Source organism: Corallococcus sp. CA049B (genome assembly GCF_003611685.1).
Classification (GTDB): domain Bacteria; phylum Myxococcota; class Myxococcia; order Myxococcales; family Myxococcaceae; genus Corallococcus; species Corallococcus coralloides.
Map to the genome: position 1 here is coordinate 1 of NZ_RAWC01000153.1, position 21,321 is coordinate 21,321.

At 70.1% G+C, this 21,321-nt stretch carries 22 protein-coding genes; 16 read left to right on the plus strand and 6 right to left on the minus strand.

From position 1 onward, the window contains the following. Positions 1 to 126: 126 nt before the first annotated feature. Positions 127 to 462, minus strand: a complete 336-nt coding sequence (locus D7W82_RS27260) for a PilZ domain-containing protein (protein ID WP_014400238.1) — start codon at positions 460 to 462, stop codon at positions 127 to 129. 127 nt (positions 463 to 589) lie between these two features. Between D7W82_RS27260 and D7W82_RS27265 the strand changes: the two genes are divergently transcribed. Next, the gene (locus D7W82_RS27265; RefSeq protein ID WP_120621147.1) at positions 590 to 1,111 is read left to right on the plus strand and encodes a GreA/GreB family elongation factor; all 522 of its coding nucleotides are present in this window, start codon (positions 590 to 592) and stop codon (positions 1,109 to 1,111) included. A gap of 1 nt (position 1,112) precedes the next feature. Here the strand turns inward: D7W82_RS27265 and D7W82_RS27270 are convergent, their stop codons facing one another. Beyond that, positions 1,113 to 1,829: a class I SAM-dependent methyltransferase gene (locus tag D7W82_RS27270; RefSeq protein WP_120621148.1), complete on the minus strand. Its 717-nt coding sequence runs from the start codon at positions 1,827 to 1,829 to the stop codon at positions 1,113 to 1,115. 125 nt (positions 1,830 to 1,954) lie between these two features. Here D7W82_RS27270 and D7W82_RS27275 point away from each other — a divergent pair, with 125 nt between their 5' ends. From D7W82_RS27275 to D7W82_RS27295, 5 genes are all read left to right on the plus strand, one after another. Then, positions 1,955 to 2,443, plus strand: coding sequence for a hypothetical protein (locus D7W82_RS27275; RefSeq protein ID WP_014400235.1), 489 nt, complete (start codon positions 1,955 to 1,957; stop codon positions 2,441 to 2,443). Positions 2,444 to 2,585: 142 nt separating this feature from the next. Beyond that, entirely contained in the window at positions 2,586 to 3,311 is a 726-nt protein-coding gene (locus D7W82_RS27280; RefSeq protein ID WP_120621149.1) for an SDR family oxidoreductase, read from the plus strand. Next, positions 3,308 to 4,099, plus strand: coding sequence for a dihydroneopterin aldolase (locus D7W82_RS27285; RefSeq protein ID WP_120621150.1), 792 nt, complete (start codon positions 3,308 to 3,310; stop codon positions 4,097 to 4,099). Before D7W82_RS27280 ends, D7W82_RS27285 begins: the two co-directional genes overlap by 4 nt. Before the next feature lie 76 nt (positions 4,100 to 4,175). Next, positions 4,176 to 4,922: a queuosine precursor transporter gene (locus D7W82_RS27290; RefSeq protein ID WP_120621151.1), complete on the plus strand. Its 747-nt coding sequence runs from the start codon at positions 4,176 to 4,178 to the stop codon at positions 4,920 to 4,922. 78 nt (positions 4,923 to 5,000) lie between these two features. Next, the gene (locus D7W82_RS27295; RefSeq protein ID WP_120621152.1) at positions 5,001 to 5,417 is read left to right on the plus strand and encodes a hypothetical protein; all 417 of its coding nucleotides are present in this window, start codon (positions 5,001 to 5,003) and stop codon (positions 5,415 to 5,417) included. Between the two features lie 49 nt (positions 5,418 to 5,466). On the opposite strand, the gene D7W82_RS27300 is transcribed toward D7W82_RS27295, so the two are convergent. Beyond that, positions 5,467 to 8,076, minus strand: a complete 2,610-nt coding sequence (locus D7W82_RS27300; protein WP_120621153.1) for a U32 family peptidase — start codon at positions 8,074 to 8,076, stop codon at positions 5,467 to 5,469. Positions 8,077 to 8,284: 208 nt separating this feature from the next. Between D7W82_RS27300 and grxC the strand changes: the two genes are divergently transcribed. The 4 genes from grxC (at position 8,285) to D7W82_RS27320 (ending at position 14,428) form a co-directional block, all read left to right on the plus strand. Beyond that, on the plus strand, positions 8,285 to 8,563 hold the full coding sequence (gene grxC / locus D7W82_RS27305; RefSeq protein WP_120621154.1) for a glutaredoxin 3: 279 nt from the start codon (positions 8,285 to 8,287) through the stop codon (positions 8,561 to 8,563). Positions 8,564 to 8,830: 267 nt separating this feature from the next. Further along, positions 8,831 to 10,504, plus strand: coding sequence for a nitrous oxide reductase family maturation protein NosD (locus D7W82_RS27310; RefSeq protein ID WP_120621155.1), 1,674 nt, complete (start codon positions 8,831 to 8,833; stop codon positions 10,502 to 10,504). 53 nt (positions 10,505 to 10,557) lie between these two features. After that, positions 10,558 to 12,516 carry a PAS domain S-box protein gene (locus tag D7W82_RS27315; protein ID WP_171425862.1) on the plus strand — a complete coding sequence of 653 codons (1,959 nt, stop codon included), beginning with the start codon at positions 10,558 to 10,560 and terminating at the stop codon, positions 12,514 to 12,516. Continuing rightward, positions 12,506 to 14,428: a GAF domain-containing sensor histidine kinase gene (locus tag D7W82_RS27320; protein WP_120621156.1), complete on the plus strand. Its 1,923-nt coding sequence runs from the start codon at positions 12,506 to 12,508 to the stop codon at positions 14,426 to 14,428. Before D7W82_RS27315 ends, D7W82_RS27320 begins: the two co-directional genes overlap by 11 nt. Positions 14,429 to 14,431: 3 nt before the next feature. Here the strand turns inward: D7W82_RS27320 and D7W82_RS27325 are convergent, their stop codons facing one another. Then, on the minus strand, positions 14,432 to 15,292 hold the full coding sequence (locus D7W82_RS27325) for a general secretion pathway protein GspE (protein ID WP_120621157.1): 861 nt from the start codon (positions 15,290 to 15,292) through the stop codon (positions 14,432 to 14,434). A 314-nt stretch (positions 15,293 to 15,606) separates the two neighbouring features. Here D7W82_RS27325 and D7W82_RS27330 point away from each other — a divergent pair, with 314 nt between their 5' ends. The 4 genes from D7W82_RS27330 (at position 15,607) to D7W82_RS27345 (ending at position 18,356) form a co-directional block, all read left to right on the plus strand. Further along, entirely contained in the window at positions 15,607 to 16,344 is a 738-nt protein-coding gene (locus D7W82_RS27330) for a MotA/TolQ/ExbB proton channel family protein (protein WP_014400223.1), read from the plus strand. A 161-nt stretch (positions 16,345 to 16,505) separates the two neighbouring features. Further along, positions 16,506 to 16,994, plus strand: a complete 489-nt coding sequence (locus D7W82_RS27335; protein WP_120560970.1) for a biopolymer transporter ExbD — start codon at positions 16,506 to 16,508, stop codon at positions 16,992 to 16,994. A gap of 18 nt (positions 16,995 to 17,012) precedes the next feature. Next, positions 17,013 to 17,594 (plus strand): biopolymer transporter ExbD, encoded by a 582-nt coding sequence (locus D7W82_RS27340; RefSeq protein ID WP_120621158.1) that lies wholly within the window; start codon positions 17,013 to 17,015, stop codon positions 17,592 to 17,594. Between the two features lie 102 nt (positions 17,595 to 17,696). Then, the gene (locus D7W82_RS27345; protein ID WP_120621159.1) at positions 17,697 to 18,356 is read left to right on the plus strand and encodes an HAD family hydrolase; all 660 of its coding nucleotides are present in this window, start codon (positions 17,697 to 17,699) and stop codon (positions 18,354 to 18,356) included. A gap of 71 nt (positions 18,357 to 18,427) precedes the next feature. On the opposite strand, the gene D7W82_RS27350 is transcribed toward D7W82_RS27345, so the two are convergent. Then, entirely contained in the window at positions 18,428 to 19,561 is a 1,134-nt protein-coding gene (locus tag D7W82_RS27350) for an acyl-CoA desaturase (protein WP_120621160.1), read from the minus strand. 358 nt (positions 19,562 to 19,919) lie between these two features. Between D7W82_RS27350 and D7W82_RS27355 the strand changes: the two genes are divergently transcribed. Both D7W82_RS27355 and D7W82_RS27360 read left to right on the plus strand, forming a co-directional pair. Next, positions 19,920 to 20,126 carry a cold-shock protein gene (locus D7W82_RS27355; RefSeq protein ID WP_120547587.1) on the plus strand — a complete coding sequence of 69 codons (207 nt, stop codon included), beginning with the start codon at positions 19,920 to 19,922 and terminating at the stop codon, positions 20,124 to 20,126. Between the two features lie 93 nt (positions 20,127 to 20,219). Then, entirely contained in the window at positions 20,220 to 20,411 is a 192-nt protein-coding gene (locus D7W82_RS27360) for a hypothetical protein (RefSeq protein WP_120621161.1), read from the plus strand. Between the two features lie 141 nt (positions 20,412 to 20,552). Here the strand turns inward: D7W82_RS27360 and D7W82_RS27365 are convergent, their stop codons facing one another. Continuing rightward, a complete protein-coding gene (locus tag D7W82_RS27365) occupies positions 20,553 to 20,774 on the minus strand; it encodes a hypothetical protein (protein ID WP_120621162.1) in 222 nt (73 codons plus the stop codon). Positions 20,775 to 21,321: the final 547 nt, after the last annotated feature.

Consider the following 21,321-nt stretch of genomic DNA (forward strand, 5'->3'; position numbering starts at 1 on the left):
CCATCACCCCCCCGGCCGAGTCCGCCGCGGAGCCGTCCACGACGTCCACCCCGCCCGCGACGCCCGGCGCTCCCTCCGAGACCGCGGCCCCGGCGGCGTCCGAAACGGCGAAGTAGGTCCGGTTCGTCAGGTGAACCAGCGGATCAGGCGCCTGCCCTGCAAGCGCCTGAACGCCTCCAGCCGCCGCTGGAAGTCCTCGCCGATGGTGACGAAGCGCACGCCGCAGCGTCCGCGCGTGCGCTCCCCGGCGGAGCGGCGGGACCACATCACCCGGGCCTGGAAGGGGACCTCCTCGTCCCCCAGCAGCAACGCGCCTTCCACGAGATCGCCCGCCTTCATCGGCTGGAGCATCTCCGCGCAGAAGCCGCTCGCCGACACATCTCGCGTGTAGAGCGGCAGCATGCCGCGCAGACGGACGGCCAGGCGATGCTCGAAGCGAGGCACGGCTCGGGGCAGGTGCATGCCCTCGAATCCTGGCGGATTCCGTCTCTGTAGTAAAATTGCGCCAGGCGAAAGCGGGCAGGCGGGCGGACCCGGCATGCAAGGCCCGGGAAACGTTGAGAAATTTCCCGGGAGGAGGGAGCGGGCCATGTCGAAGGCATTCACCAAGGAAGACGGGGGCGGCGACGAGGGGCTCACCCCCGCGCGTCCCCGGTCGACGTCGGCGGAGCAGCGCTACATCACGCCGGAGGGCTACCGCGCGCTCCAGGAGGAGCTGCTGGAGCTGCAAGGCCCCGCGCCCCGGGACTGGCCGGAGCTGGAAGCGGGCGTGCGCAAGCGCGAGCGGGAGCGCCGGGCACGCGAGCTCACCGCCATCCTGGAGGACGTGCGGGTGGTGGCGCCGGAGCCCTCTCAGGCGGGCCGCGTCTTCTTCGGCGCGTGGGTGGTGCTGGAGGACGAGGACGGCGCGCGCATGCGCTATCGCATCGTCGGTCCGGATGAAGCGGACGTGAAGGCGGGGCGGCTGAGCGTGGAGTCCCCGCTGGCGCGCGCTCTCCTGGGCAGGGAGGCCGGCGAGGCCGTGCAGGTGGAGCGTCCGCGCGGCACGGTGGAGTACGAGCTCCTCGCGGTGGAGTACGCGGAGTCCGAAGGCGCGACGGCCGCGCCGTGATTCAGCGCTTCGTGGCGATGACGGTGACGAGCCGGCCGAAGGGCTCCGGCATGTCGCCCTCGCGCACCTCCACGTCGAACCCCGCCGCCTCCAGCAGCGCGCGGGCGCGGGGCACGAGGAACGTCAGGTAGTACATGACGAACGGCGGCTTCCAGAGCGCGTTGCGCACGCGCATGGCGGCGTTGAAGCCCTTCGCCACCCAGTAGCCGGGGTTGAGCGCGGACGGCGGCCGAGCGGTGACGAAGACGAAGCGGCCTCCGGGCTTCAGCGCCCGCGTGATGCCCTCGACGAGGCGCGGCTCGTCTTCCTCCAGGATGTGCCCGAAGGCGCCGAAGCTGGTGATCAGCTCGAACGCCGCGTCGAAGGGCAGCGCCAGCGCATCGCCCCGGACGAAGTCGAGCGCCGCGCTGCCCGGTGCATCCGTGAGCCTGCGCCGCGCTTCATCCAGCATGCCCTGGCTCAGGTCGAACCCGACGACGCGCTCGCGGCACAGCGGACGCAGCACGCGCATCGCGGCGCCGGTACCGCAGCACACGTCCAGGGCACTGCCCACGCTGCCTTCGGGGCCCACGTGCGCGAGCGCGGCCTTGAGCACGGGATCCGGCGTGCGGAACGGCGTGTGCTCGAACTTGGGCGCGAGCAGGTCGTAGCCCTCTTCAACGGAGGTGAGGGCCTGCCGTGCAAGCTCGCGGAAGGTGGGGCCGTCGCGGTGGAACATGGGACGAGGTGTACCCACATCCTCCCAGTCCCGCCACCGGGGTGGAGCGTGACTCGACGGGATTTGAATGTTCCGGCGGGGGCCCCGTCAGTCAGGACAAGCAACTCGGACGGAGGATGGAAGACATGGCTTTCAAGCTCGGACTCGCGACCCTGGCCTTCGGTGCAATGCTGCTCGGTTCCTCCACGTCGTTCGCGGCGGACTGGCGCGGCCCGACCCGGGCGGACGCGCAGTGGGGCGGCCAGCAGCGTTACAACGGCGGCTGGGACTCCGCGCCGCAGGGCCAGGCGTTCCGCTACGACAATGACGACGCGAAGACGCGCCGCTTCATGGGCTGCCGCGGCCCGAACTGCAATTACGGCCCCATGCCGCGCCCGGTGGACTCGCGTGGCCGTTACGAGCTGCAGACGGTGGAGCGCTGGGTGCCGGCGCGCTACGAGCAGGTCTGGGTCCCCGAGCAGTGCGTGTCCCGTGGCCGCCGCGGCCGCCACGTGCGCTGCACGCCGGGCTACTACGACCAGCAATATGTGCCGGGCGGCTACCAGGCGGTGACGGAGTGGGTCTGGGTGCCGTACGGCGGGCGCCGCTGGCAGACGGTGGTCTACTACCCGTAGCAAGCACGAGGAGACGAGACGGGACGGGACGAACGACGCAAAGGGGACGACGCAGTGCCGCGGGGCGGTGCCTGGAGAGGGGTCTCCAGGTGTCGCCCCGCGGTGTTTTTTCGCGGGCGGGCCTGTTAGGCAGGGCCCGCATATGGGGACCGCATTCATCACGGGCGCGGGCGTGCGCATCGGCAGCGCGGTGGCGCGCGCGCTGGGCCGCGCCGGCTACGACCTGGCGCTTCACGCGAACCGCTCCATGGAGCCGCTGGAGTCGCTGGCCGAGGAGCTGCGAGCGCTGGGCCGCGCCGTCACGCTGTACAGCGGAGACCTCTCCGACGCGCAGGCCGTGGACGCGCTGGGCGCGCGGGTCCGGGAGGCGCACCCCTCGCTGGACGTGGTCGTCCACAACGCGGGGCTCTATGAGCGGGTGGACTTCGCGGCCGTGACGCGCGAGCAGTACCGCCGCATGCTCGCCGTGAACGTGGACGCGCCCTTCTTCCTCACGCAGGCGCTGCTGCCGTCGCTGCGCGCGGGCAGGGATCCGTTGGTGGTGCACCTCACCGACATCGGTGGGGAGCGGGCGGTGAGCCACTACTCGCACTATTCGGTGAGCAAGGCGGGGCTCGTGATGCTCACGCGAGCGCTGGCGGTGGAGCTGGCGCCGCACGTGCGCGTCAACGCCATCTCGCCGGGCGTGGTGGCCTTCCCGGAGCACTTCGACGAGGCCGCGCGGAAGGACGTGCTCGACCGCGTGCCCATGGGCCGCGAGGGCAGCGTGGAGGACGTGGCGCGCACGGTGGTGTTCCTCGCGCGCGAGGCGCCGTACCTCACCGGGCAGGTCATCGCCGTGGATGGCGGAAGGAGCGCGCAGCTGTGAGCCAGGAACCCGTGTGGATCCACCCCGTGGTCACCGACGCGCAGGGCCGTCCGCTGGACGTGATGGAGCTGCGCGGGCTCACGGTGGACGTCATCGTGGGCCTCTACAACCGCGAGCGCGTGACGCCGCAGCCGCTGCGCCTGGACGTGGCGCTCTACCTGGACGCGCGGCAGGCGGCGGTGGGCGGGAGGCTGGCGAACACCGTGCACTACGGGCGGCTGGCCGGTGAGCTGCGCTTCCTCCTGGATGCGTGCCGCTTCGAGCTGTTGGAGTCCGCGGCGGAGGCGGTGTGCCGCTACCTGCTGGCGCCGCCCACGGACGCCGCGCCGCACGCGCCGCTGCACGCCGCCACGGTGCGGGTCACCAAGCCGGAGGCGCTGACGGGCTGGGCCATCCCGTCGCTCCAGGTGCACCGCACCGCGGAGGAGATGGTGTACCGGACGGACGCGAAGCCCTTCGGCCACGTGGACCTCATCCACGAGGGCGCGACCTATGGCGTGTACCGGCTGCGGGTGGAGCCGGGAGGGAGCATCCCGCCGCGCGCGGACGGCCACACGGAAGGGATGGAGCTGGTGCTGGGCGCGGGGCTGGTGTTGCAGGGACAGCCGGTGGGGCGGGGGATGGCATTCAGCGGGCCGGAGGTCTTCGGGCACGGCTACGACAACCCGACGGCGACCGAGCAGACGGTGCTGGGCGTGTACCGGCCGCGCCTGGTGTTGTCGGAAGCGGGCGTCTCCGGGGAGGCGGTGTCCGTGGGGCCGGGCAGGCTGTACTACCTGCCCGAGTAGGCCCCGGGCGTCCAAGCGACGGGGGCGGGAGGGTATGCTAGCTGTAGCGGCGCCTCGCTCTTGAAGGACGCATCGGATGACCCTGGACCGGCGGATTCAGCTTTTCGTGGTGCTCGCGGGGCTGTTCATCACCTCGCTGGTGGTGGGCGACATCATCGGGGTGAAGCTGTTCGAGGTGCACCTGGGCCCGGTGGTGGCGGTGATGTCGGTGGGGATGTTGCCGTTCCCGGTGACGTTCCTGCTGACGGACATCCTCAACGAGTTCTACGGCAAGAAGGTCGCGCGGTTCGTGACGTGGGTGGGCTTCGTGATGGCCATCTTCACGTTCGTGATTGTCGCGCTGGCGGGCCTGATTCCGTGGGCGCCGATGACGGAGGCCAAGGACTACAGCGGGACGGTGGCGGCGTCGTTCAACAACGTCTTCGGCGGCTCGCAGCGCATCCTGGCGGCGTCGATGATTGCGTACCTGGTGGCGCAGTTCCTGGACATCTCGGTGTTCAACCTGCTCAAGCGGGTGACGAACAACCGGATGCTGTGGCTGCGCGCCACGGGCTCCACGGTGGTGTCGCAGCTCATTGACACGGTGGTGGTGCAGTTCGTCGCCTGGACGGGCGTGCTGCCCCGGGAGGTCATCTTCCGCATCATCTTCACCTCGTACGCGGTGAAGCTGCTGGTGGCCATTGGACTGACGCCGCTCGTCTACCTGGGGCACGCGCTGGTGGAGCGCAAGCTGGGCATCGCGCCGGTGGTGCTGGGCGAGGACGGTGAGCCGGTGAACCTCGTCACCACCAAGTCCGAGCCCCCGTCCGCGGCCCCGGCCTGACTGCGGTAGCGCCGTGGCTTGTTGAACCCGCTTCCTGGTTCTGGTTCGCTTCAGCGACAGGGACAGGAGGGTGCCCCCATGCAGTTCACGCTCGCGGATGTCTGTGGTCCACCGCCGCCGGGGATGGGCTTCTTCTACGCGCTCTGGTGCTCACCGGTGGTGGTGTTCCTGCTGCTGCGATGGTTGCGGCGCGGAGCCCGCGACGGCAATGACGTCCTGGGCCTGATGGCACCGTCGTCCCGGAGTTCCGTCTCGGCCTTCCGTGAACTCCTGACGTGGGGCTGCGTGGCGGTGGCCCTCATTGGACCGCTGCTGCTCGGCATGGAGATCCTCATCAGCGCGGACACGCTGGTGGAGCATGTGGAGCAGGCGGGAGAGGGGATCGACCCCACCCACTGGAAGTGGTTCGCCGCGATGACGCTGCTGTTCATCCTCCTGCGCATGAAGTGGCTGCGGAGCAACTCAGCGCACGGCGACGTGCTCCACATCGCCTGAACGAACAGAGGGGCAGGGCTCGAAGCAGGAGCCCTGCGCACACCGTGTCTCAGCGCGCGTTCGCGGCCGGGTGCTTGAGCACCTGCATCGTGCCGCGCGTGACGCCGAACTGCTCGTGCACCGCCGCGCGCTTCACCGCCTCCGCGGGCGACAGCCGGCCCGAGAGCAGCTCCTGATACGCGCCCAGCACCCGAGCCGCCTCCTCGCGCGTCTCGCGCACGAACTCCACGCGGAAGCGCCGCACGCCGCGCTCCAGCAGCCGGGGCACCAGCGACGCCGCGCTCTGCGCCTGCGCGTTGAACACCGTGTTGCGGCACCCCACGTCCACGATGACCGGGTGCTCCAGGCCCAGCCGGTCCTTCAGCGCGATGGCGTGCTTCTCACACGGCCGCCCGCAGGTCTTGTAGTCGCGCCCGTTGGACAGCGTGTGTGAATACACGCAGTGCTCCGTGTGGAACGTCGCGATGTGGTGGTGCAGCGCCACCGCGAACCGGTGCGCCGGCGCCTGCTCCAGCAGCGCGAACAACTGCTCCGAATCCAGGTCGTGCGACACCGTCAGCGTGTCCAGCCCCAGGCTCAGCAGGTGCGCAGCCGTCAGCGAGTTCGTGACGTTCAGCGAGAAGTCCCCGTGCAGCACCGGCCGCGAAGCTCCCGCCGGCTGCTCCAGGAAGTGCATCATCGCGCCCCAGTGGCGCACCAGCACCGCGTCCGGCCGCAGCCGGTCCAGGCGCGTGTCGTAGCCCTCCTCGCCCGGCTTCTGCACGCGCACCGTGGCGATGGTGACGCGCAGCCCCGCCGCGCGAGCCCGCTCCACCGCCTTCTGGAGCCCCACCATCTCCATCCAGTCCAGCTCCACCTCGCGCAGGCCCGAGGCGATGACCGCCTCCAGCTGCGCGTCGTCGCGGCACAGCGGCAACAACCGGGGTGCATCCTCCGCAGGCCGCGAAGCCACCTTCGCCAGCAAGGCCTGACGCACGCCGGCCTCCACCGCCTCCGTGCTCACGGTCCGAGCAGGCCCCCGCTCCACGTCCGCCGTCAGCTCCGCCACCAGCTGCCGCCGCAGCGCCTTCAGCTCCGACACCGGCAGGTGCAGCCCCGGCGCCAGGCCGGACGCGTCCAGCTCCGCCAGATGGAACGACGTCCCGCCCAGCGCGGCCAGCTTGTCCTTGAGCAGCGCCGCGTCCACGCCCGCGCCCCGCGACGGCGCGAGCAGCGTCGTGCCCGTCGCCTCGCGCGTGAACCGCGCGGTGCTCATCCGCACGCGCAGCGGCGTGCCCTCCGCGCCGGAGACCCACAGCGACAGCGGGATGCGGCCCTCGGGCTCACCCTCCGCGAGCAAATCACCCGTGCGCCTCGCGAGCGCCGGGTCGCTGTTCAGCCACACGCGCTGCCCCGGCGCCACGCGGCCCAGGTCCGGACCCGGATGGCCGAAGCCCAGCACCCACGCGTCGCCCTCGCGCTCCACGCGGAAGATGGGGCCGCCCGGCTCGTGCTTGTCCTCCGGCGCGCCCGCGTCGAACACCACGCCCATGCCCGGACGCGGATCCACGTCCGCGGGGTCGGGCTCGCCCGTGAGCGGCGCGGACACGTTGCCCGCCGGAGCCTCCGGGCGCTCGTCGCCCAGGCCCAGCGCGCCCGTCCACGGCCGGTCGTCCGGCACCACGAGCACGTCCTTGCCGGACACCGCATGCACCCGGCCCAGGTACAGCCCGCGGTGCTTCGGGAAGCGCCCCTCCACCAGCGTCTGGTGGTCGGAGCCCGCCAGGAAGCCGTGGGAGAAGCCCCGGCTGTACGACAGCGACATCTCCGCCAGGTCCTTCGCCAGCCGCGCGCCGTCGGGCTTGCCGGCCATCACGCCATCCAACCAGCGGCGGTAGCCCTGCACCGTGCTGGAGACGTACGCCGGCCCCTTGAGCCGGCCCTCAATCTTCAGGCTGTGCACGCCGATGTCCGCCAGCTCCGGCACCGCGCGCACGCCCGCCAGGTCCTTGGGGCTGAGCAGGTACTTCACCTCGCCCAGGTCGCGCGTCTCGCCGTCCACCACCAGGTCGTACGGCAGCCGGCACGACTGCGCGCACTGGCCGCGGTTGGCGGACCGGCCGCCCCACGCTTCGCTCGTGAGGCACTGGCCGCTCCACGACATGCAGAGCGCGCCGTGGATGAAGACCTCCAGCTCGATGTCCGTCTGCGACGCCAGCCGGCGGATCTCCGCCACCGACAGCTCGCGCGGCACCACCATGCGCGTGAAGCCCAGGCCCGTGGCGAACCGCGCCCCTTCCGCGCTGGACAGCGTCATCTGCGTGGACGCGTGCAGCTCCAACTGGGGGCAGAGGGCCCGCGCCAGCAGCGCCACCGCCGGGTCCTGCACGATGAGCGCGTCCACGCCTGCCTTCGCCACGCCGCGCAGCAGGTGCTCCACCACCGGCAGCTCCGGCTCGAACACCAGCGTGTTCAGCGTCACGTAGGCACGCGCGTTGGCCCGGTGGATGAGCCCCACCGTCTCAGGCAGCCGCTCGAGCGAGAAGTTCTCCGCGCGGGCTCGCGCGTTGAAGCCTTCATCGAGCCCGAAGTAGACGGCGTCCGCGCCACTGGCGAGGGCGGCACGCAACGACTCCAGGTCACCAGCGGGGGCGAGGATTTCGGGGCGTCGGGGAGACATGGCTCCTACCTAGCACGCCCGGTCCCGCCGCTCCCCTCCCGCGACCTGTCCACCTCCACACGGAACGGGCACCCGTTTGAGGGGAGGGATGCCATCCCATGCGAGGCATTGGAATGTTGCTCAAGGGGGCCGGGCAGGGGAGCGAGCGTACTCGCGCCGGGTTGCGGGCCGCGGGATGCGTCCCCACCCTTCGACGCAGGAGGTCGTGATGCTCGAGGTCGTCGTCTACATGAAGCGCACCTGCCCCTATTCGCGGCAGGCCATGGACCTGCTCAACGAGAAGGGCTGCGAGTTCCAGAAGGTGGATGTCGCCGCGGATGAAGCGCGACACGCAGAGATGATGCGGCGCTGCGGCCGCCGGACCGTGCCCCAGATCTTCATCGCGGGCCGTCACGTCGGCGGCTGCGATGACCTGTATGACCTGGAGGCGCGCGGGGAACTGGATGCGCTCCTCGGCCGGAAGGCCCAGGACTCCTCTTCTCCCTGAAGCCGCCATCCGTCACCGCATCCGGGCCGTGTTCCTCACGCAGGGGACACGGCCCACGTGTTTCCGCGCGCGGTGCCCACCCTCCGGCACATCCGCGGGTCGCTGGCGCCAGGCCCAACCGCGCGGATTCACACTCCTGCCCGGCTGCCCTGCGACCGGGCGGCGGTGAAGTCCACGGCTGACGCGGAATGCGCGGCACGCGTGTTCCCGTTGCCCGCCGACCCCGCGAGCGCACCCCCGCGCCGTGAACCCCTACCAGGAGTCCACATGCGCTTCCGCCAGACCCTGACGACCCTCGTCTGCGCCACCGGGATGCTCGCTGGCACCGTCGGCTGTACCGGCAAGGTCGAGCCCGCGCCCGCGACAGCCACACCTCCAGGCACGTCCGGTCCGCCCATCGTCACTCCGCCCGGGCGGCCCCAGACACCGGCCGACGCGGGCACGTCCCCTGCCGAGGACGGAGGCGTCGCCACGGACGGCGGCACCACTCCCGCGGATCCGCCCGGGGATCCGGTCGACCCACCGCCCACGGAGGAGCCCGAACCGCCGCCGCCCGCCGAGCCGCAATACACGCGCGTGCTCTGGGTGTCCCCCAGCGGCAACGACTCAGCGGCGGGCACGGAAGCGCTGCCCCTGCGCACGGTGGCGCGAGCGGTGTCCCTGGTGAAGCCCGGCGAGGCGGTGTTCCTCCAGTCCGGCACGTGGCGCGAGCACGTGGAATTGAAGGAGCGTCAGGGCACGGCGGACCAGCCGCTGACGCTGAGGGCCGCGCCGGGCGCCACGGCCATCCTCAAGGGCGGCTCCATTGGCGAGACGGCGCTGGTGGACGTGAGCGGCGCGTACTGGAACATCCAGGGGCTCACGGTGGACGTGGGCGGCGAGTCCGCCTTCGCGGTGATGTGGCGCGGCGCGGGCGCGCACCACGGCGTGCTCCGCGACAGCATCGTGAAGAACGGCACGGAGGGCGCGGGCGTCTACGTGACGGAGAAGGCGCACGACGTCCTCATCGAGGACAACGACATCTCCCACTTCGACCAGGGCGACGTGGACAGCCACGGCGTCGCGGTGCAGACCTCCGCGAGCAACGTCACCGTGCGCGGCAATGACATCCACCACAACTCCGGCGACGGCGTGCAGTGCCTGGGGCCGGAGGGCGGCGCCACCCTCCCGGGCACGCCGTTCGACAACCTGCTCGTGGAGGACAATCGGCTCCACGACAACCGGGAGAACGGCGCGGACATCAAGACCTGCACCCGCGTCACGCTGCGCGGCAACACCATCTACAACCACCGCGCCGTGTCCACCTCCGCGGGCGAGGGCGTCATCGTCCACATGTCCCCGTCCGACGTCACGCTGGAGGACAACGTCTTCTACGCCAACGCGCGCGCCATCCAGATTGGTGGCAACCGCGAGGGCGCGCCCCCCACGCGCGTCATCCTGCGCCGCAACCTCATCCACGACGGCCTGGGAGCGGCGGACGGCGAGGAGGGCACCGGCATCCGCGTGGACGCGTCCGTGGACGTGAAGGTGCAGCACAACACCGTGTGGAACCTGAGCGGCGCGTGCCTCATCTTCGGCACGGGCTCCAACGGCGCGAGCCAGGGCCTGGATGTGCGCAACAACCTCTTCGCTGGCTGTGGCATCGCCGCGCGCGGCGGCTCGGGCCGGAGCGGCGCGGCGGTGGACGGCAACTTGTACTTCCGGAGCAGTGGCGCGGCGGTGTTCCACCTGGACGGTGCCACGCTGGGCCTGGCGGACTGGCGCACGAAGGCTGGCCTGGACAAGCGCTCCCAGGAGCGCGCGCCTGGCTTCGTGGACACGGGAGCGGACGACTACCAGCTGTCCGCGCAGTCCCCCGCGCGCGAGGCGGGCCTGTCCCTGGGGCTGCCCTACTGCGGAGCGGCGCCGGACCAGGGCGCCTTCGAGTCAGGCTGCCCCTGACCCCGGGGGTTGTGTAGACTCCGGGGCCCCTCGCTCCGGAGTCCTGCGCCCCCGTGTCGGCCCCGTCGGAACCCGCCTTCGGCATCGTCCTGGTCCCCCCCGGGTCGGTGGCTCGAGAACCCCTGAACGACGCCGCCGAGCGCGCGGGCCTGCGCGTGGTGGACGACCCGGACGACGCGGCCCTGGCGCTGGTGGACCTCACCGCCCCGGGCTGCGGCCCCGCCGTGGTGGAGCTGCTCACGTCCCTCAACGGGCCGCACCTCACGCTGCTCGCGGTGGTGTCCCCGGATTCGCGCGGCTTCGCCGCCGTGGACACGCTGCGCCCCGCGGACATCGTCACCCACCAGGGGCTGTCGCACGAGCTCACCTGGCGCCTGCAGCGCGCCGCGGAGCGCCACCGCGAGCGTGAAGAGCAGGCCCGCAGCCAGACGGACCTGGCGCTGCTTCTGGAGCTCACCGCCGACTACGCGGAGAGCTCCGACGTGGAGGCGCTCCTGCACGGCGTGACGCGGCGTCTGGCGGAGCAGCTGGACATCGCGCGCGCCACGCTGGTGATGGTGGGCGGCGGCGTGGACGAAGGCGTCATCGTCGCCGCCAGCGACGACCCGGGCATGAAGGACCTGCGCATCGACCTGGCGCGCTACCCGGAAATCCGCGAGGTGGTGCGCACCGGCAAGCCCGTCGTGATGCAGGAGGCCGCCACGCACCCGCTCCTGGGCGACCTGGAGCGCCGGGCCGTGGCCGCGCGAGGCATCCACGCCATCGCCGCGCTGCCCCTGCCCATCCGCGGCCAGGTGCGCGGCGTGCTGCTCTTGCGCGCGGCCGGGCGCAGGCGGGCCTTCAGCTCGCGCGAGATCGACTTCCTCACCACGGTGGCCCACGCCACGGCGGTGGCCCTGCGGAGCGCGTCGGTGCTCCAGTCCGTGCAGACGGCGCGGCTGGCGGCGGAGGAGAAGGCCGCGTCCTTCAAGCCCTACCAGCTCTTCTTCGCCCACGTGAGCGAGGGCGTGGCCATCCTCGACGACGAGGCCGCCGTGCTGTCGCTCAACCCCGCGGGCGCGCAGATGCTGGACACCACCGCCGGCGAGGCCCGGGGCAAGCACCTGAACCAAATCACCCAGCCGGTGGACGACGGCGTGCTGATGGAGCTGGTGACGTCCGCGTCGCGCGGTGAAGCCCGCATGGGCGTGGACGTGGTGGTGCGCACGCCCGCTGGAAGGTGCCTCACGCTGTCCATGTCCGCGGCGCCGCTGCGCGACGAGGACGCGGCCACCATCCTGTCCTTCCGCGACGTGACGCACGCGCGCAAGCTGGAGGACGAGCTGCGCAACACGAAGGACTTCCTGGAGCGGCTCATCGACTCGTCGGTGGACGCCATCATCGCGGCCGACCTGAAGGGGCGCATCATCCTCTTCAACAAGGGCGCGGAGGCCATGTGCGGCTACACCGCGCAGGAGGCCCAGGAGAAGCTCAACGCGCTCCAGCTCTACCCGCCCGGCGAGGCCCAGCGCATCATGGCCCAGCTGCGCGGGCCCGACATGGGCGGCAAGGGCCGGCTGTCACTCACGCGCCAGGAGCTGATGCACCGCTCCGGTGAGCGCGTGCCGGTGAACATGACGGCCTCCATCGTCTACGAGGGCGGCCGCGAGTCCTTCACCGTGGGCATCTTCACGGACCTCCGGGACCGGGTGCAGCTGGAGCGCAAGCTGTACGACGTGGAGACGCGGCTGGAGGAGAGCGAGAAGAACGCCGTCATCGTCGCGCTCGCCGGCACCGCGGCCCACGAGCTCAACCAGCCCCTCACCTCCGTGATGGGCTACGCGGAGCTGCTCAAGCGCAAGCTCAAGGAGGAGGACTTCGCCTACAGGCCGGTGGACATCATCTACCGCGAGGCGGAGCGCATGGCGGAGATCGTCCGGAAGATCGGGAAGATCACCCGCTTCGAGGTGAAGTCGTACGTGGGGGCGAAGCAGATCCTCGACCTGGACAAGGCCAGCTCCCATGAAGAGTGAGGTCCGCGCCGTGCGCCCGTCCGGAAATCTGGCCCCCGACGCCTTCCAGGCCTTCTTCGACGCGCTGGACGAGCCCGCCGCCGTCTGCGACGTGTCCCTGCGCATCGCGGCCGTGAACCCGGCCATGCGCCGCTTCTGCGCCACGCACGACATCAGCGTGGACATGGTGGCCGAGGCCCTGGCGAACGCCGTGGCCCCGGAGGACGGGCAGTCCCACGAAGTCGACCTCGTGCTCCAGAGCGGCACCTCGCTGGTGCTCGCCCTGTCGCGCCGCTCGGACACCGTGGCGGTGCGCGCCCGCGTGGACACGGAGGTCATCAGCGGCCGGCTGGTGGTGGCGGAGCGGGCCCTGCTGGAGCAGGCGCGCACGGAGGGCGTGCTCCTGGACCTGGGCCGCAGCGTGGCGGAGGCCGGCGGCGAGGAGGAGCTGGTGGCCGCGGTGGCGCGCGGCGTGAAGGAGCTCTTCCCCGGCCGCGCCTTCTGCATCCGCATCGTGGATGCGCGCACCGGCGGCCTCACGTCGCTCTACGCCGAAGGCCGCCTCAAGGAGGGCGCGCACGAGCCGCTGGTGCTCTTCCAGCGCTCGGTGGAGAAGACCAACCTCACGCAGACGGCGCTGCCCCAGGGGCGGGTGACCATCTCCGAAGAGGTGCCGCTGCTCTTCCACGGCAGCACCCGCGCGGTGAGCGCCCCGCTGGTCGCGAGCGGCCAGCTCTTCGGCGCCATCAACATGGAGTACCCGGAGGGGCTGGACGCGGACCCCGCGCACGACGAGCGCGTGCTGCTCCAGCTGGCCAGCCAGGTCGCTGTCGCGGTGAAGAACGCGAAGCTCATCGACGAGCTGACGTTCGTGCGCAAATACCTGGAGGAGCTGCTGGAGAAGGCCAACGCCCTCATCCTGGTGGTGAACCGGGACAAGCAGGTGGTGGTCTTCAACCAGGCGCTGAGCGCGCTCACCGGCCTCACCAAGGAGCAGGTGCTGGGGCGGGATTTGTCCTCGCTGGTGGCGGACAGCGAACAGCTGCGGCTGGTGCCCGTGCTGGCGGCGGCCATGCGCGGCGAGTCCGTGAACAACTTCGAGACGCGCCTGCTCACCCGCGACGGCGGCGAGGTGCGCGTGTCCTTCGCCACCTCCTCCATGCAGACCCAGCCGGGCGAGGTGGAGGGCGTCATCGCCATTGGCCAGGACGTCACGGTGGTGAAGGAGCTGGAGAAGCGCATCATCCACGCGGAGAAGCTGGCCTCCATCGGGCAGCTCGCGGCCAGCGTGGTGCATGAAATCAACAACCCGATGACGGCGGTGGCCACCTACGCGGACGCGCTGTTGCAGCGCTCGCGGATGACGCCGGGCGCGAACCCCGCGGACCAGGAGAAGCTGAAGAAGATATTGGAGAGCAGCCACCGCATCCTGCGCTTCACCCGCGACCTGGTGAGCTACGCGCGGCCCGCGCAGGACCGGCCGGAGCGCGTGTCGCTCAACGCCGTCGTGGACATGGCCGTGGGCTTCTGCGAGCACGTCGTGTCCCAGGCCCGCGTCAGCGTGCAGCGCGAATACGCGAGCGACGTGCCGCCCCTGGCCGCCGTGCGCGCCAACCTGGTGCAGGTGTTCGTCAACCTCATCACCAACGCCTGCCACGCCATGCCGCCCGGCGGACAGGTGTCCCTGTCCACGCTTCAGGAGGGCACGGAGGCGGTGGTGCGCGTGCGCGACACCGGCACCGGCATCGAACAGCGCAACCTGTCGCGCATCTTCGAGCCCTTCTTCACCACCAAGCCGGAGGGGCGCGGCACCGGCCTGGGCCTGTCCATCTGCCAGGGCATCGTGGAGAACCACGGCGGACGCCTCACCGTGGAGAGCACGCTGGGGCAGGGCACCACCTTCACGGTGCGGCTGCCCCTGGCCGCGGACTGAAGGTCAGCCCTCGCCGGACTCGTCGTCCAGCTCGCGCCGGAACTCCTCGTTCGTGAGCAGGCCCTTGCGCGCCATGATGCGCATCAGCGCCCAGAAGCGGCGCTCCAGCTCCTCCAGCCGGTCCGGCTCCTCGCGCGCCGCCTGGCCGAAGAGGTAGTCCAGGTCGTCCAGCACGCCGCCTCCGCTGGACGACGGCGCCTTGGCCTTGGCCTTTTCCACCGCGCCGCCGCGCTTGCGCTTCGCCTGCTCCTCGCGCTCGCGGATGAGGTCCGCCAGCGACGTGCGCTGCGTCTTCTCCGACGCGGGCAGCTCCTCGCCGACGATGACCTCCTCGTCGTCCTCCACCACGGCCGGCCGCGCGGGCGCCGGAGCGGCCCTTGCAAGCGGACGCGCCGGAGCGGGGCGGGAGCCCGTGGCCACGGGGACCTTGTGGTAGTAGCGCAGGATGGCGCCGCGCACCGCGGACAGCGCCGTCACCCGGCCGCTGACCTTCAGGCCGCTGGTGAACTCAATCTCTTCAATGGCGGTGATGTTCAGCGGATCCGCCATCGCCACCACCAGCTGGCGCTTGCCGCCCACGTTCTCCAGCGCGTACGGGAACAGGTCGTGCTGTTCGCAGAAGCGCGCGCGCAAGAGGTGCACCGCCGCCCAGTCCGGCGTGATCGCCGCCAGGTCCACCTGCGGCATCCCCAGCGCCTCGCTGAGCGCCTGGGCCAGCGTGGCCTCCGTGATGGCGCCCTGCCCGATGAGCGTCACGCCCAACCGCTGCCGCGTCTGCCGCTGCGCCGCGAGCCCCGCCTCCAGCTGCTCGGGGGTGATCGCGCCGCGTTCCACGAGCAGCTCACCAATGCGCTTCCTGGCCATGGTTTCCCCGCCTAACACGTCACCCGAAGGTGCCCAAATCGCTGGCACGCCTGTTGCGCAAGCCACTGAAAAGGGCCTGTCCTGTGCCCTGTGGAGCGACTTGGCAAGCCGCGCGCCAACGCAAAATTCCTGTGAGATTTCAGTAACTAACGCTGAGGGTGCCTGCCTTGACACGCCTGGGAGCGGTTCCTAGACTCGGCGCCACCGTGATCCAAAATTCCTGCCGCTGACCAGGGTGGATGTCCACCCGGCCGGTAGCAGTGCGGAGCGGCTCGCAGGCGCGTGCCGCGCCGTCCATCTGGAGGCTTTCCGTGATGAACCTGGGGTTCGTAGCCAATCTGTCCGTCCTCGCCAACGCCGGCGGAAGCAATGAGACCTTCCTGCAGGAGCTGGGGCGCCGCTGGGAGTCCGGTCAGGCCGGTATGTACCCCATCGCGGTCTGTCTGGTGATCGCGCTCTCCATCATCATCGAGCGCAGCATCGTCCTGTTCGGCAAGGCCTCCATCAACAAGGAAGGCTTCCTGCGCGGGCTGAAGAAGCACATCTACGCGGGCGACCTGGACAAGGCCATCAACTACGTGGCCGGCCAGAAGAGCACGCCGCTGACCAACGTCGTCAAGGCCGGCCTGATGAACGTGCCGAAGGGCCAGGAAGAGGTCCAGGCGGCGCTCGACGAGGCCAGCCTGCGTGAGACGCCGAAGCTGGAGGCGCGCACGGGCTACCTGGCGATGCTCGGCAACGCGGCGATGCTCGCGGGCCTCCTGGGGACGGTGAACGGTCTCATCACCTGCTTCGAGGCGGTGGCGAACGTGAACCCGGCCGACAAGGCGACCATTCTGGCGAACGGCATCTCTGAAGCCATGAACTGCACGGGCTTCGGTCTGCTCACGGCCATCCCGGCGCTCGTGGCCTTCTCCGTGCTGATGGGCCGCACCCAGGGCATCATCAACGACATCAACGAGACCAGCGTCTCCGTGCTGAACCTCATCGTGGCCAACCGCGACAAGTTCAAGAACCTGAACATCCCGGCCTCCGCCCACGCCGAGGAGTAGTCGCTCCTCGCCGTAGCGCGGTGGAAGTGGAACCGGCGGTACTGGCGCGCTGTCTGGATGCTCCGAGGCATGCAGAGCACCGGGAGGCGCGCCAGCCTTCGCAGTCTTCTTGAAACGTCGTTCGTGCGCGAAGAGCGCGGTAGGGTTGGGAGGTAGTCGCCATGGCCGGCGGAATGGACCTGGGCACCGGTGGAAAGGGTGGCAAGAAGCCGCTCGACACCGCCATCAACATGGTGCCCTTCATCGACCTGATGGCAGTGACCATCAGCTTCCTCATCATGACGGCGGTCTGGACCCAGATTGGCCGTCTCCAGGTGTCGCAGGCCGGCGGGGCCTCCACGGACGAGCAGCAGGAGGAGGAGAAGACCAAGACGGTCCAGCTCACCCTCCTGGTGTCGCCCACGGAGATGCGCCTCACCGCCGACCAGAGCGCCTTCGACCCCATTCCTCTCACCCGGGATGACAAGGGCCGGCCGGACCTGACCAAGCTGATTGCGCGCTTCAAGGAGTTGAAGGCGCAGCTGCCGGACCAGTCCGCCATCACCCTCCAGACCGAGGACATGGTCCGCTACGAGGACCTGGTCCGCATCATCGACGAGTGCATCGGCTCCGGGCTGCCCCAGGTGTCGGTCTCCGCGGCGATGGGCTAACAGGAGTCAGCGAACGCCATGGGCATCAAGATTCCCGGTAAGCGGTACGGCAAGCGGCTGGAGCACTCCAAGGTCTTCGGCCACGGCGGTCACGGCAAGAAGAACGGCAACGCGGACCTGCTCATCACCCCGCTCGTCGACATGTTCGTCATCATCGTGCTCTTCCTCATCGCGAACTTCTCCGCGACGGGCGAGGTGCTGATGATGACCAAGGACATCGTCCTTCCCGAAGCGGTCAACGTGAAGGAAGTGGAGATGCACCCGGTGGTGATGGTGTCCAACGACCAGGTCAGCGTGTCGGGGACCATCGTGGGCCGGGTGGAGGACCTCACCAAGGACGAGTACCTCAACATCCCCGCGCTGGAAGAGAAGCTGCGGGACATGAAGAAGCAGTTCGAGGACCTGCACTCCATGGCCGGTGGTGGCGAAACCTTCAAGGGTGACGTGAACATCCAGGCCAACAAGGACGTCCAGTTCAAGGTCATCAAGCGGGTGATGTTCAGCTGCGCCACGGCCGGCTACAACAACATCAACTTCGCGGTCATCCAGGCCGGTGGCGCAGCGGCCGGTGAGAAGACCGCCGCGGCCACGACCCACTAGCTTCGCGGCGGCTCCCGGCCGGTTCCGGGGGCCGCGCTTTACAAAAGACGCCCTGACCCTGCATGGGTCGGGGCGTTCGCGTTTCTGCTAGAGAAGCGCCCCATGCTCCTGCGCGCCGTGCTCTTCGACCTGGATGGGACGCTGGTGGACTCGCTGGGGGACATCGCCACGGCGATGAACCACGCGCTTCAGCAGCACGGCCTGCCGCCGCACCCGGAGGCCGCCTACCTGCGCTTCGTGGGGGAGGGCGTGGCGAAGCTCGCGGAGCGGGCCACGGGCGGCGCGGCCCCCGCGCTCCAGGGGCAGGTGCTGGCCACCTACCACGCCTACTACGACGCCCACCTGTTCGACCGGACGTATGCCTACCCGGGCGTGGAGGCCGCGCTCGCGGAGCTGGCGGCGGACGGCGTGCGGCTGGGCGTGCTCAGCAACAAGTCCGACGACTTCGTGAAGCGGCTGGCGGCGCGGCTCCTGCCAGGGGTGACGTTCACGGCCGTGTACGGCGAGCGGCCGGGCATCCCGCGCAAGCCGGACCCCACCGCGGCGCTGGCCCTGGCGGCGGAGCTGGGCGTGGCGCCGGACGCGTGCGGCTTCGTGGGAGACACCTCCGTGGACATGGACACCGCGAAGGCCGCGGGCATGTACGGCGTGGGCGTCACCTGGGGCTTCCGCACGGCGGAGGAGCTGCACGCGCACGGGGCTCGCGCGGTGGTCTCCTCGGCGGGCGAGCTGCTGGCCGCGCTGCGGACCGCGGGCGCCTGAAAAGCAGCAGGGGCCGCCTCCCTTCATGAGGAGGACGGCCCCTGGTGGCTACCGCGCGGTGGCGGGGTGGATCAGGCGGCCACGGCAAGCTTCGGCTTGGCCGCTTCCTCGACGGAGCCCACCGCGGGCGGACGGCTCAGCATCTTGAGCATCCGGTAGTGCGACGCCACGGCGCTGCGGAAGGTCTTCGCCTCGATGTAGGGCAGGCCGTGCTCCTGGGCGGTGGCCTTCACGATTTCGCTCAGGGCGGGGTAGTGGATGCTGCACACCTTGGGGAACAGGTGGTGCTCCACCTGGAAGTTGAGGCCGCCCACGTACCAGCTCAGCAGGCGGTTCTTGCGGGCGAAGTTCGCGGTGGTGCGCAGCTGGTGCGCCATCCACGCGTCCTCCACCTTGCCGTCCGTGTCCGGCAGGGGGAACTCCGCGTTCTCCACCACGTGGGCCAGCTGGAAGACGATGCCCAGGATGAAGCCCGCCGTCATGTGCATGGCCAGCTGCCCCACCACGAACTGCCACCAGGTCACGTCCAGCACCAGCCACGGAATCACCAGCGTCCAGCCGTAGTACACGGCCTTCATCACCAGCAGGCGGGCCCACTCGGCCGGCGCGTGCTTCTTGTCCTTGTAGGGGCCCAGGTCCTTCTGGAAGAAGTACTTGTAGTCCTTGGCGAACACCCAGAAGACGGTGGTCAGCGAGTAGGCCGCGAACGCGTAAAGGTGCTGGAAGCGGTGGTACGCCTTCCACTCGCTGTGCGGTGACAGCCGCAGCTGCGGGCTCACCGTCAGGTCCTCGTCCATGCCCTGGATGTTGGTGTAGGTGTGGTGCAGGACGTTGTGGGTGATGCGCCACATGTAGCTGTTCGCGCCAATCATGTCGAACGCGAGGCCCACCACCGTGTTCACCTTCGCGTCGTCGCTGTAGGAGCCGTGCACGCCGTCATGGCCGATGCAGAAGCCGATGCCCGCGATGGCCACGCCCATCAGCACCGCCAGCCCCAGCATTCCCCAGGCGTTGAAGTGGCCGCTGAGCAAGAGGCCGTAGACGCCCGCCGTGAAGCCCAGGATGGACAGGGCCTTCACGTACATGGCCTTGTTGGCCCGCTGCGAGAGGTTCCGGGTCTCGAAGTACTCGGAGACGCGCCGCTTCAGGTCCTCCGCGAAGGAGGCATCGCGCTGGCCAAAGGTCACACGGGTCGGGTTTGTCACTGGGAGGGACGCCTCACGGGAGGGGGTCGGCAGGGTGGAGCGGGTACGGGCGGATTCCACGATAGGACACGTCCAGGCGGAAGTGTTCAGGGGTAGAAACTATTCCAGAACACCGCCGGGTCCGAAAAGCGTCACTCCTGGCTGCCTGGAGCGTCAGCCAGCGGGAAATGCACCGCCCCGAGAAGGCGTTTCACCCCGTGATCGAGGTTGTTACCTTTGACGGCGTGAGGGAGACCGGGAGTGGTTCCCGGCTCGACTTCATGCCTGTTCAGGGTTAAGGCGCGGTCTTCGCCCCAAAACATGGGGGCGGGCAGTCCGGCGATTTCGCCGGGTTGCCAGTGGGAGAAGGAAGCAGATCATGGCAAGTGGTACGGTGAAGTGGTTCAATGATGCGAAGGGCTTTGGGTTCATCACGCAGGACAGCGGTGGTCCGGACGTGTTCTGCCATCACACGGCCATCCAGTCGGACGGCTTCCGCACCCTGGCCGAGGGCCAGAAGGTGGAGTTCGAAGTGAAGAAGGGCCCCAAGGGGCTCCAGGCGGAGAACGTCCGCCCGGTCGGCTGAGCCTACCGGCTCGGCTGCTCTTCACGCATCCACGAGGTCCGGCCTTGACGGGGCCGGGCCTCTTTTTCGGTCAATGTTTTCTCAGGAGGTTCCATGCAGGGAAGGTCCACAAAGCGGCAGAAAGAGATGGCGCGCGCGCAGAAGCAGCGTGAGAAGGACGCCAAGAAGGCCGAGCGCAAGACCGAGAAGGACCAGCGTCCGACTCGCGGGCCGGGCGAAGAGGATCCCGACATCGCCGGTATCATCCCGGGCCCGCAGCCGCTGCCCGACGCGTTCAACACCTGAGGCTGATGCAACAACACCGCCCCGGCCCATGAAGGCACCGGGGCGGCGGTGGGCGAGGGGCCGGTGGGCCCCTTTTTCATGCCCGGACTCTTCCGGACTCCCGGACTCCCGGACTCCCGAGCCTGGGGGGGGGCCGCGTGACTAGCCCATGCCGTAGCTCATCCGCTCCTTGTCCTCGGCGCGGTTGTAGGCGGTGGCGGCGGCGATGATGTGGCACACCCAGCCGAGGATGCCGCCCGTGCCCAGCCAGAAGCCGGGCGTGATGATGAGCCAGAAGACCCCGCGCAGGATGTCACCGTTGTAGATCTGCCCCACGCCGGGGATGAAGAACGACAGCAGCGCAGCAAGACCGGGACGCGACATGGATTTCGTTCCTCCTTGCCCCTTCCTACGGCCCCCAAGTGTGTCCATTGCATCCCCCGCCGGACACCGCCTGCCTGCCGGGCGGGCCTGCCGGCGGATGGGGTGCAACGCACGGCGGTCCCCGCTAGCATGACGCATGTTCCTTCGGCCCGGGTGTCACGGCCTGGAAGGGACGGGGGGAGTCATCATCCAAGGTCGTCCTCAGGCCCGTGTGGCGGCGTTCCCGGTCCGGGGCCTCGTGGAGGTCCTCGCGTTGGCGGCGGTGTACCTGCTGGCCGCGCGGGTGGCGCTGTCGCTGGCCGCGGAGAAGAGCCACATCTGTCCCGTGTGGCTGCCGTCGGGCGTGGCGCTGGGCGGGCTCCTGCTGCTGGGCGTGTCGCGCTGGCCCGCGGTGGCGCTGGGCGCGGGCGCGGTGGCATACGCCATGGACGTCACGCCGGGCGTGGGGCTGTCCGTCGTGCTGGGCTCCACGCTGGAGGCGGTGCTGCCGGCGCTGCTGTTCCGGCGCTGTCTCTTATATACATCTGACGCTGCCGACGATCGCATA